The organism is Bradyrhizobium sp. UFLA01-814 (assembly GCF_046718885.1).
Lineage (GTDB): Bacteria > Pseudomonadota > Alphaproteobacteria > Rhizobiales > Xanthobacteraceae > Bradyrhizobium > Bradyrhizobium elkanii.
The window spans coordinates 1-11,922 of record NZ_JAQOSR010000218.1 but is presented as its reverse complement, the minus strand read 5'-3'; the positions used below and the strand labels follow the sequence as shown (position 1 = coordinate 11,922).

Sequence of the window (11,922 nt, the reverse complement as noted above, 5' to 3'; positions counted from 1 at the left end):
CTCAAGACCGCCTGGATCGCGCTATGACAGCTGCAACCGCCGAACGCACGGGCGTTCTGAACCGACTGCTCGATGCCGAGCAGGAGCGCTTTCGCGCGCTGCACCCGCGATCGGCCGCGGCCTGGCAGGAGGGAAGGCAGCACTACCTTTACGGCGGCCCGTCGCACTGGATGCGGCGCTGGGCCGGCGGCTTCCCCGTCTATGCCGAGGAGGCGCAGGGCGCGCATATCAGGGACATCGACGGCCGCGACTACATCGATTTCTGCCTTGGCGACACCGGCGGCATGTGCGGCCACGCGCCCGAGGCGGTGACCGAGGCTGCGCTCGCTCAGCTCAAGCGTGGCGCAACCATGATGCTGCCGACGGAAGACAGTATCTGGGTCGGCGCCGAACTGTCCCGCCGCTTCGGTCCGAAATACTGGACGCTGACGACGTCAGCGACCGATGCCAACCGCGCGGCGATCCGCATCTCGCGCATGATCACCGGCCGGCGCAAGGTGCTGGTGTTCTCCGGCTGCTATCATGGCGGCGTCGAGGAGGCGCATGTCGAGATCCGCGACGGCCGGGTCGGCCTGCGGAACATGATTCATCCCAACGGCATCGATCATGATGCGGTGAGCCGGGTCGTTGAATTCAACGATGCCGCGGGGCTGGAGGCGGCGCTTGCGCATGGCGACGTCGCCTGCGTGCTGACCGAGCCACTGATGACGAATTTCGGCATGATCCCGGTCGATCCTGGCTTTCACCGGGCGTTGCGTGACCTGACCCGCCGCGCCGGCACCGTCCTCATCATCGACGAGACCCACACGCTGTCCTGCGGACCGGGCGGCTATACGGAGAGCCATGGGCTCGAGCCCGACATTTTCGTCGCGGGCAAGGCGATCGCGGGTGGCATCCCCGCCGGCGTGTTTGGTCTCAGCCACGAGATCGCGGAGCGGCTCTGGAAGATCGTCCCCCACGTCAATCCGCGCGAACGGCAGTCGGCGCATCTTGGATTCGGCGGCACGCTTGCCGGCAACGCGCTGACGGTCGCGACCATGCGCGCGGTGCTGGAGAAGGTGCTCACCTCTGCGAATTACGAGCGGATGATCGGAACCGCGACCTGGCTGGCGCAGGAAGCCCGCAGGCTGATCGCGGCGGCTGGTCTGCCCTGGCACGTCACGCAGATCGGCGCGCGCGCCGAGATCATGTTCATGCCGCAGCCGCCACGCAGCGGCGCCGACGTCATTGCCGGCCGGCAACCTGATCTCGAGACCCTGCTGCATGCGTTCTACATCAACGAGGGCATTCTGGTGACCCCGTTCCACACCATGCTGCTGATGTGTCCGGCGACGTCCGCGCGCGACGTCGACACACACACGGCGGTGTTGGCGCGGTTCATCGACTTGCTGCGCGGCGCGGGAGCGATCTGATGCAGGCGCCTCCGTTCAATCTTGACGGCCGCATCGCCATCGTCACCGGCGGCGGCAGGGGGATCGGCGCGGCCATCGTGGGACGGCTCGCGCAGGCCGGCGCGACCGTGGTGATCGCCAACCGGACGCTTGATGTGGCCGAGGCGTTGGCGCGCGAATTGACGGCCGATGGACGGGCGGCGCATTGCGTCCCGTTCGACCGGCTGGACCGCAGTAGCTTGCGCGCGATGGTCGATCGCGTCGCTGCTCAATATGGCCGGCTCGATATCGTCGTGCACAATGCCGGCGGCTGTCCGTGGTCATCGCTTGAAGAGCTTGATGAAGCGAAGCTTGAGGACACGCTGGCGCTGAACCTCAACGCCAGCATCTGGCTCGCGCAGGCCGCGATTCCGCACATGCGCGCCGTCAGGTTCGGGCGCATCCTCGTGACGTCCTCGGTTTCCGCGCGTGTCGCGATGGGCGGCGGCGCGCACTACTCGGCGGCGAAAGCCGGCGTGAACGCGTTCATCCGCGGCGCCGCCTTCGAACTCGCGCGCCATGGCATCACGGTCAACGGCGTCGAGGCCGGCTTCATCGAGAAGCCCGGCCGCGGCACCATGAGCGCGCCGGAGAACAAGGCGAAGCTCGAGCGCTTTATCCCGATGGGGCACATGGGCAGCGCCGACGACATCGCCTGCGCGATGCTCTATCTCGCGTCCTCCGAGGCGAAATACGTCACCGGGCAGACCATCGTCGTCGACGGCGGCTCGACGCTGCCGGAGACCGGATTTGCCGTCGAACGACAATGGGGACTCTAGATGAGCATGATCTTTTCGGAGAACCGGTTTTCACCTTTCCGGATCATGCTCTGATGCCGCGGCTGGACGGAAAGACCGCGCTGGTGACCGGCGCAGCCACGGGGATCGGCCGGGCCACGGCTTCACTGCTGGCATTGAGCGGCGCGCGCGTCGTGCTGTTCGGCCTCGGCGACGCCGAGCTTCAGGCCGCAGCGGCAGCGTGCGGAGGGCAGGCGATCCATGGTGACGTCACGCGTCCGGACGACATCGCCAACGCCGTTGCCGCCTGCGGGGCGTGGCTCGACATCGTGGTCAACGCCGCAGGCTTGATCGTGCCGGATCAGCCCGCCAGCGTCTCCGACGAGGTCTGGGCCAGGACGCTCGATGTCAACCTCACGGGGACCATGCGGGTCTGCCGGGCATCGCTGCCGCTGCTCCGGCAGCGCGGCGGCGCAATCGTGAACGTCGCCTCGGTTGCCGCGTTCAATGCCAGCCCGGACAGCGCAAGCTACGCCGCCAGCAAGGCGGCCGTCGTCGCCTATACGCGCTCGCTCGCCTATGCCCACGGCGCCGACGGCATCCGCGCCAATGCGGTGGCGCCAGGCTGGGTGCGCACGCCGATGAGCGCCCATGAAATGCAGCTGCTGGCGGACCAGAACGACACCACTGTCGATGCCGAGATTCGCGGCGTCGAACGACGCATTGCCCTGGGACGGATGGCCGAGCCCGCCGAGATCGCCGCGTGCTGCCTGTTCCTGGCCTCCGACGAGGCGTCCTTCGTGACCGGCGCGGTGCTGGTCGCCGATGGCGGCGGCCGCGCGCCGACGCAGAATCGCGCGGTGTAGAACAGTCGGCGAGCCGGTCACAAGGCAGGCGGCACCTTGATAACGACCGGCGGATTTGGCACTCTCGCGCCGTCACGTCATTCGATCGAGGGGCGTTATGAACAAGTCATTTTCCGTGATCATTGCCGCCGCCGCTTCCATCGTCGTTCTGTCTTCGACGGCGGCGCGATGCGGCGACTACTATCCGTTTGGCGATCCGCCGTACCGGCTGGACTACGTGCAAGAGCCCCAGATCGTATCGGGCTGCTGGAAATGGAATTGGCAGCTGTACCAGTGGCAGGACCGCTGCCCGGTCTACGTCAATCCGAAGGCGTATATGTTCTCGCGCTCGTCGCGCGCCGTGCTCCGCACCAAGGGGTGAGGAGAGTTCGGCTGCTTGAGGTGCTCTGCGTCACGCCCATTGGAGCGACGCAGCGCGCGCACTCATGAATGCGCGATGGTGCACGCCACCTGGTGACGCTTGCCGAAGTTGAGCAGCGCGTTTTCTCGGAAGCCGTCCAGCCAGACGCCGCGGCCCGCATAGCGATAGCCGACGCCCATCGGAACGTGCCGCACATGGATGCCGCCACGGCCGGTGAGCAGGGAGGCCGTGACCACTTCGCCCTCGACCGACACCGCGCGCGGGCACAGCGGATATTGATGGCCGTTCTCGCAAGTGAAGACGATCTCGGTGCAGGTGCCGACCGGTGCTTTTGTGACCAGGCCAAGGTCCGCTGCTGCCGCCGGCCCGGAGTTGCCGAACAGCGTTGTGCCCAAGGCCAAAATGCCTGCGACCGTGTAGCCAAACCGAATACGCATCTGTGCCCCCTCGTCCAGCGATAGGCTAAGTAATTGAGGAAAATATCTCGCGCTAAATGAGCAAAAAAAACTTCGGAGGTCAAACCTCTGCCCAGTGCGGTGCGGGGAGATCGGCCGGCGTCAATGCGAATGGCGTGTCGGGTGTTGCAAGTTTGCTGCAGTAAGTCTGAATTCGGCTGCAAGCTGCCCGGTAGCGTTAATGCATCTTTACTGGCCACAATTCGCCCTGCAAGTGGTGTGATGTATTGAGTCGTGTTTCGGAGATTGCTTCAATGAGCTGACCGGATCGCATCACGAACGCATTCGGACGGACATCGGGGGTAGGAATGGACTTCCGTGGTGGCATTGTACGTTCGCTACTGACCCTGATGATTGTCTCATTGCCTGCGCTGGCAGCTCATGCGGAGACTCGAGTTCAACCGGCGAACGGTCGGGCAGCGGCGGCAGCGCCGGCTCAGGGCGATCAAGCCTTTTCTGGCCCGAGCTTCCGCAAAGGTCTGTGGCGCTTCGTGCGAACGCTCGATGTGGTCAGGACCGCCAACAAGAACTTCAAGTATCGGGTGGTCAACGCGGAGACGACGCGCTGCGTCGACCCGACCCACGCCATGAAGGCGACCTTTGCCTCGGGATCGATCGGAAGCTGCGTCTCGGACAAGCCCGAAAAGGTCGGTAATCAATACACGTTCGGACGCCGCTGCGATTACATGGGGGCGGTCAGCACCGTCATCACCGTGCGCAGCGACGAGGCCTATACCGAGCTGAACGAGATCAGCACCGGCGAGCATCCCCGGACCGACACGGTCGTCGCGACAAGGATCGGCGACTGCGACGACGGTAGCGCGGCCAAGATTGAGGCCAAGTCAGAGGCCAAGACTGACAAGTCCGCTGCAGCGGCTTTGCAGCACTAGCTGGCAATCAGACGGCGGGTGGCGGCGGACGAGGCGTCCATTCGTCCCCAACGGCGCAGACGCTGCGCTTCCTTTGTCGCCGAAGCTGCCCCGGCCTGAAGCAACCGGGCATTCACCGTGTTTGGTGCAAGAGCCCGTGGGGGCTTCGAGCAAAGGCCAAGCATTTACGGGGTCTTAACACGAAATGCTCCTGAATGATGTGAGGTTGGACGTGCTTCAAGCGAAGTCACGCGATCCGCGTCAATCGGCCGGTTAGGGATTCAATAAATGACATCGCGTGAGGGCTTCGCCCCGTCGAAGATCTTCGCATCCGCGCTTGGCGTCGTGACCGCGCTTTCCGTGTTCGTGCTCGCCGCCTCGAGCGCCGTGGCGGAGGAGGGATTCAACGGACCGACCTTCCGAAAAGGAATGTGGCGCTTCGTGCGGACGCTGGAAATCGCCACGTCCTCGAACGTCCGGCAAACGCTGCTCGAGCGCGAAATGACGCGCTGTGTCGATCCGACCCAGGCGATGAAGGCGACCTTCGCATCTCCGTCCGTTGGAAGTTGCCACTCTTCGCGGCCGGAGAAGATCAACAACAAATACGTCTTCTCCAACCGCTGCGACTATCTCGGGCCGGTCAGCACCGTCATCACGGTTCTCAGCGACGAGGCCTATACCGAGGTCAACAAGACCAATGTTGGTCAGGCGCCGCGGACCGACCGGGTGGTCGCCCGCCGAATCAGCGATTGCCACGAGGATAGAGCTTCGCTCAGCCAGCCGGCCTCCGCACCGAGCGAGGTGCCACTGCAGCAGGACGAAGCAGAGGGCGAGCCGCTCTAAGGCGGCCGGTCTGCGCGAGCATTTCCAGGGCATCCGCTTTCGAGCCACCCGGTCAGATCTTTTGCTGGCCTCCCGGGCCGCTGACCTTGACGGTGATCTTCTGAATTTCGGTTCGGCCGCCCTGGTACTTGACCTCGATGGTCAGGGCGTCATCGCCGAGGAATTCCGGCGGCGCCTTGTAGAAGGCAACATAGGCCGGCACCTCGAGCGCCAGGCAGGCCTTGTAATTGGTGGCCTTCGCCTTCGCCGACTTCACCACCACCTTTCCGGCAGCCGGCGCAGTGACCAGGCGGATGGTCGGCAGCGGCCCCGACGTGCAATCAGGTAACACGTTGAGGTAGAGGCCGATCTGGGTGTCCCGGTTGGCCAGGGCGCGAACCTGGCGCTCGACCGTGGTCTCCTGGGGGACGGGTTGTGCGGGGGCCTGCGCGGCCGCCGCGCCGAAACAGCCCCAAATCAAGACCGCGGCACACGCCTGAAGAATCACCCGCATCGACTGCTGCTCCAAATCGCCGGGAAGGACGAACGGGGCCGGGGAAATACTGCTTTCGGCCAAGTTAATCCGGCTAAGCCGTTGTTCTTTCAGCTTCGACCTGTCCGATCTTTACCACACTTCCACGGAAAGCATTGATTAACCAAATACATTTCTTGACCGCGGGGAGGGTTAACAATAGCCTAAAACTAGATTTTTCTACAATTTTTCCTCTAATCGCATTTTGCGGAGTTGATAATGCAGGGTTCGTTTCAGGTCGCTCAGGCAACCGGCACCGGCAATTCCACCAATTCGGCTCCCGTACGAATTTACAAGCTGACCAAGCCGCTGACCGATCAGGCAGTGGTCGTCAATGTTGGATACGACCAGAAGGTGAAGGTCGACTTTTCGTCGATCGCCAATGAAAAGATCACGCTGGTTCACGTCGGCGAAAAGCTGATCATCCTGTTCGACAACCAGTCGACCGTCACGGTTGAGCCGTTCTTCGACTCCCGTGCGGATGGGCAGAAGAATGTTACGATCGAGATGGCGCCGGGGCGCGAGGTCTCGGTCCAGGAATTCGCGACTCTTTTTCCGATCAGCACGGACGCCTCCGTGTTGCCGGCGGCCGACAATGGCGGCAACTCGAACGGCAACGCGCAGGCGAGCGGCGCGAATTTCAGTCCGTTCGCGATCGATCCGCTAGCTCCTGTGCCGACCAACGTGTTGGCGCCGCAGGAAGAGTTGCCGAACCTCGTGACCCCGCCGCCGCCGACCGGCTTCGTGCTGGGCGTTGCTCCGCCTCCGATCATTTCCGGCAATCCCCTGTCGGCGCTGATTGTCGACGAGAGCTTCCTGACCGCGGCCACCAACCATGGTGTCGCCGGTTCGGGGCTCGGACCCGCAGGGGCAACGGTCGCGTCTGTGCAGGTGTCGTTCAACGTCACGGTACCGGGCGGCCAGCAGTCGCTGACCTATGCGCTGTCGGTCACGACACCGAACGAAGATTCCGGTCTGATCGATTCGGCGACCGGTCAGCACGTTCTGCTGACGGTCAACGCGGCCGGCGTCGTGGAAGGGCGCACGGCGATCAGTGGCGATCTGGTCCTCACGGTCTCGGTTGACGCCACGGGTCATGTGACGCTGACCGATCTGCGCGCGGTTCATGAGGCAACACCGGGCAACTTCAATGAAGGGATCACGCTGGCGTCGGGTCTGATCACGCTGACCGCCACCGTGACTGACAACAACAATCAGTCGGCAAGTGCGAGCGTCGATGTCGGCTCGCATCTGACGATCCTTGACGATGGTCCGGTGGCCGGCACGGTGACCGGCGCGACCGACACGCTGGTGCTGGACGAAACGCGCCCTGTCGGCAGCGACACCGCGGGCGGCACGACGCCGACCGGCCTCGCCAGCGTGACGGCGGACTTCTCCAACAATTTCACCGGCGGCAGCTACGGCGCCGACGGTGCCGGCAGCACTGCCTACACGCTGCATCTCACCGGCACGAACGTGGCGTCGGGCCTCTATGCGCTTGATCCGACCGACACCAACCCGGCCCATTTCGGGCAAGGTGCGCAGATCGTGCTGAACCAGTCCGGTGACACCATCACCGGCTCGGCGAACGGCACGATCTACTTCACGATCACGATCAACGAGACGACCGGGATCGTGACCTTCACCCAGGTCAACAACATTTGGCATGCCGATCCGACTAACCCGGATGACGCGGCGACATTGACCCTCTCCAGCGCCAGCCTGCTGCAGGTGGTGCAGACCATCACTGACGTGGACGGCGACAGCGTGACAACGCCGATCAACCTTGGTGGCGGCGTGTTCACAATTCAGGACAGCGGTCCGACGGCCGGCACGGTGATCCAGAAGGAAGGGCCGGCGGAAACGCTGGTGCTGGACGAGTCGCGCCCGGTCGGCAGCGACACGCCGGGCGGCTTTGCGCCGAGCGGGCTTGCCAGCGTGACGGCGGACTTCTCCCACGACTTCACGTCCGGCAGCTACGGCAGCGACGGACCCGGCCATACCGCCTACACGCTGAAGCTCACCGGCTCGAATGTGGCCTCGGGTCTCTACGCGCTGGATCCGACCGACACGACCACCGCTGACGGCGACGGCATCGGACAGGGCGCGCAGATCGTCCTCAACCAGTCCGGCAACACGATCACCGGCTCGGCCGGCGGGACGACGTATTTCACCATCACGATTGATCCGTCGACCGGTATCGTCACGTTCACGCAGTCGAACAACATCTGGCATTCTGACCCGAAGAATCCGGACGATCCGGCAACGCTGACGCTGTCGAGCCCGAGCCTGCTGCAGGTGGTGCAGACCATCACCGACGCGGACGGCGACAGCGTGTCGACGCCGCTCGATGTCGGCACCCGTGTGTTCACGATCCAGGACAGCGGCCCGACGGCGGGCACGGTGACCGGTGCAACTGACACGCTTGTGCTCGACGAGACCCGGCCGGTCGGCACGGACACCGCGGGCGGCACAGCGCCGACCGGCCTTGATTCCGTGACGGCAGACTTCTCCAACAACTTCACGCCCGGCAGCTATGGCAGCGACGGCCCGGGCCACACGACCTACACGCTGAACCTCGCCGGCGCGAATGTGGCGTCCGGTCTGTACGCACTTGATGCGACCGATACGACCACCGCCGACGGCGACGGCATCGGGCAGGGCGCGCAGATTCTGCTGAACCAGGTCGGCAATACGATCACCGGCTCGGCTGGCGGCACCAATTACTTCACGATCACGATCGATCCCTCGACCGGCATCGTGACATTCACCCAGCTCAACAATATCTGGCACTCCGACCCAACCAATCCGGACGATGCGGCGACGCTGACGCTGTCTGGCGCCAATCTGCTGCAGGTGGTGCAGACCATCGTCGATGCCGACGGCGACAGCGTGACGACGCCGCTCGATGTCGGCACCGGCGTGTTCACGATCCAGGACAGCGGCCCGAGCGCCGGCACGGTGATCGCGGCGGCGGATACGTTGGTGCTGGACGAGACCCGTCCTGTCGGCACCGACACTGCGGGCGGCGCCACGCCGACCGGCCTCGACAGCGTCACGGCGGACTTCTCGAACAACTTCTCGGCCGGCAGCTACGGTAGCGACGGCCCGGGCAACACGGCCTACACGCTGAAGCTCACCGGCGCCAACGTCGCCTCCGGCCTCTATGCGCTCGATCCGACCGACAAGACCGCCGGTGACGGCGATGGTATCGGGCAGGGTACGCAGATCGTGCTCAACCAGGTCGGTGACACCATCACCGGTTCGGCGAACGGCACGACCTACTTCACGATCACGATCGACGAGACGACCGGCATCGTCACGTTCACCCAGCTCAACAACATCTGGCACGCCGATCCGACCAATCCGGATGACACGGCGACTCTGACGCTCTCGAGCGCCAATCTGCTGCAGGTGGTGCAGACCATCGTCGATGCCGACGGCGACAGCGTGACGACGCCGCTCGATGTCGGCACCAGTGTTTTCACGATCCAGGACAGCGGCCCGACGGCGGGCACGGTGGCCGGCCCGACCGACACCCTTGTGCTGGACGAGACGCGGCCCGTCGGCAGCGACACTGCGGGCGGCATCGCGCCGACCGGCCTCGACAGCGTCACGGCGGACTTCTCCAACAACTTCACCGGCGGCAATTATGGCAGCGACGGCGCGGGCAACACGGCCTACACGCTGAAGCTGACCGGTGCGAACGTCGCCTCCGGCCTGTACGCTCTCGATCCGACCGACAAGACCGCCGGCGACGGCGATGGCATCGGGCAGGGTACGCAGATCGTGCTCAACCAGGTCGGTGACACCATCACCGGATCGGCTGGCGGCACCAACTACTTCACGATCACGATCGACGAGACGACCGGTATCGTCACGTTCACCCAGCTCAACAACATCTGGCATTCCGATCCGACCAATCCGGACGATGCCGCGACGCTGACCTTGTCGGCCGCGAACCTGCTGCAGGTGGTGCAGACCATCACCGATGCGGACGGCGACCACGTGTCGACGCCGCTCGACCTCGGCACCGGTGTGTTCACGATCCAGGACAGCGGCCCGACGGCGAGCACGCTGTCCGGCGCAACGGACACGCTTGTGCTCGACGAGACGCGTCCTGTCGGCAGCGACACCGCGGGCGGCACGGCGCCGACCGGCCTCGACACCGTGACGGCGGATTTCTCGAACGGCTTCGCCGGCGGCAGCTATGGCAGCGATGGCCCGGGCAATTCGACCTACACGCTGAAGCTCACCGGCGCCAACGTGGCCTCCGGCCTGTACGCCCTTGATGCGACCGACACGACCACCGGCGATGGCGATGGCATTGGGCAGGGTGCGCAGATCCTGCTGAACCAGGTCGGCAACACGATCACCGGCTCGGCCGGCGGCACCGATTACTTCACGATCACGATCGATCCCTCGACCGGCATCGTGACCTTCACCCAGCTCAACAACATCTGGCACTCCGATCCGACCAACCCGGATGACGCCGCGACGCTGACGCTGACGCGCCCCGAACTGCTGCAGCTCGTGCAGACCATCACGGACGCCGACGGCGACAGCGTGACGACGTCGCTCAACCTCGGCACCGGTGTGTTCACGATCCAGGATAGCGGTCCGACCGCGGGCGCCGTGATCGCGGCGGCGGATACGTTGGTTCTGGACGAGACCCGTCCCACAGGAACGGATACTGCCGGCGGGACGGCGCCGACCGGCCTCGACACCGTGACGGCAGACTTCTCGAACAACTTCTCGGCCGGCAGCTACGGCAGCGACGGTCCGGGCAACACGACCTACACGCTGAAGCTCACCGGCGCCAACGTGGCGTCCGGCCTCTTTGCGCTCGATGCGACCGACACGACCACCGCCGACGGCGATGGTATCGGCCAGGGCGCGCAGATTCTGCTGAACCAGGTCGGCAACACCATCACCGGCTCGGTTGGCGGCACCAATTACTTCACGATCACGATCGATCCCTCGACCGGGATCGTCACCTTCACCCAGCTCAACAACATCTGGCACTCCGATCCGACCAATCCGGACGATTCTGCGACGCTGACCCTGTCGGCTGCCAATCTGCTGCAGGTGGTGCAGACCATCACCGATGCGGATGGCGACAGCGTGACGACGCCGCTCGATGTCGGCACCGGCGTGTTCACGATCCAGGACAGCGGCCCGACCGCCGGCACGGTGACCGGTCCGACCGACACATTGGTGCTGGACGAGACCCGTCCGGTTGGCAGCGACACCGCAGGCGGCACGGCGCCGACCGGGCTCGACACCGTGACGGCGGACTTCTCCAACAACTTCACCGCCGGCAGCTACGGCAGCGATGGTGCTGGGTCGACGACCTACACGCTGAAGCTGACCGGTGCCAACGTGGCGTCCGGTCTGTACGCTCTCGATCCGACCGACAAGACCGCCGGCGACGGCGATGGCATCGGGCAGGGTGCGCAGATCGTGCTCAACCAGGTCGGCGACACGATCACCGGCTCGGCGAACGGCACGACCTACTTCACGATCACGATCAATGAGACGACCGGGATCGTGACCTTCACCCAGCTCAACAACATCTGGCACTCCGATCCGACCAATCCGGACGATGCGGCGACGCTGACGCTGTCGGCTGCCAATCTGCTGCAGGTGGTGCAGACCATCACGGACGCCGATGGTGATAGCGTGACGACGCCGCTCGACGTCGGCACCGGTGTGTTCACGATCCAGGACAGCGGTCCGACCGCGGGCACGGTGACCGGCCCGACCGACACCTTGGTGCTGGACGAGACCCGTCCCACAGGAACGGATACTGCCGGCGGCACAGCCCCGGCCGGGCTCGACACCGTGACG

General features: G+C 64.9%; 9 protein-coding genes. 7 read left to right on the top strand and 2 right to left on the bottom strand.

All coding sequences use genetic code 11. The features are described 5' to 3' along the window. Window positions 1-23 precede the first annotated feature (23 nt). The 4 genes from PMN64_RS38525 (at window position 24) to PMN64_RS38510 (ending at window position 3,394) form a co-directional block, all read left to right on the top strand. Window positions 24-1,412 carry a transaminase gene (locus PMN64_RS38525; protein ID WP_411784538.1) on the top strand — a complete coding sequence of 463 codons (1,389 nt, stop codon included), beginning with the start codon at window positions 24-26 and terminating at the stop codon, window positions 1,410-1,412. Further along, window positions 1,412-2,209, top strand: a complete 798-nt coding sequence (locus tag PMN64_RS38520) for an SDR family NAD(P)-dependent oxidoreductase (RefSeq protein WP_411784537.1) — start codon at window positions 1,412-1,414, stop codon at window positions 2,207-2,209. Before PMN64_RS38525 ends, PMN64_RS38520 begins: the two co-directional genes overlap by 1 nt. Before the next feature lie 53 nt (window positions 2,210-2,262). Beyond that, window positions 2,263-3,033 carry an SDR family NAD(P)-dependent oxidoreductase gene (locus PMN64_RS38515; protein ID WP_411784536.1) on the top strand — a complete coding sequence of 257 codons (771 nt, stop codon included), beginning with the start codon at window positions 2,263-2,265 and terminating at the stop codon, window positions 3,031-3,033. Window positions 3,034-3,130: 97 nt separating this feature from the next. Continuing rightward, the gene (locus tag PMN64_RS38510) at window positions 3,131-3,394 is read left to right on the top strand and encodes a hypothetical protein (RefSeq protein ID WP_038382022.1); all 264 of its coding nucleotides are present in this window, start codon (window positions 3,131-3,133) and stop codon (window positions 3,392-3,394) included. 62 nt (window positions 3,395-3,456) lie between these two features. On the opposite strand, the gene PMN64_RS38505 is transcribed toward PMN64_RS38510, so the two are convergent. After that, on the bottom strand, window positions 3,457-3,831 hold the full coding sequence (locus tag PMN64_RS38505) for a hypothetical protein (protein ID WP_028345103.1): 375 nt from the start codon (window positions 3,829-3,831) through the stop codon (window positions 3,457-3,459). A gap of 326 nt (window positions 3,832-4,157) precedes the next feature. Here PMN64_RS38505 and PMN64_RS38500 point away from each other — a divergent pair, with 326 nt between their 5' ends. Next, a complete protein-coding gene (locus PMN64_RS38500; RefSeq protein WP_411784535.1) occupies window positions 4,158-4,739 on the top strand; it encodes a hypothetical protein in 582 nt (193 codons plus the stop codon). Window positions 4,740-5,006: 267 nt separating this feature from the next. Next, window positions 5,007-5,561, top strand: coding sequence for a DUF3617 domain-containing protein (locus PMN64_RS38495; protein ID WP_411784534.1), 555 nt, complete (start codon window positions 5,007-5,009; stop codon window positions 5,559-5,561). A 52-nt stretch (window positions 5,562-5,613) separates the two neighbouring features. On the opposite strand, the gene PMN64_RS38490 is transcribed toward PMN64_RS38495, so the two are convergent. Continuing rightward, on the bottom strand, window positions 5,614-6,117 hold the full coding sequence (locus PMN64_RS38490) for a hypothetical protein (RefSeq protein ID WP_244435646.1): 504 nt from the start codon (window positions 6,115-6,117) through the stop codon (window positions 5,614-5,616). Window positions 6,118-6,291: 174 nt separating this feature from the next. Here PMN64_RS38490 and PMN64_RS38485 point away from each other — a divergent pair. Then, on the top strand, window positions 6,292-11,922 hold a 5,631-nt coding region (locus PMN64_RS38485), incomplete at its 3' end, for a beta strand repeat-containing protein (protein ID WP_411784533.1).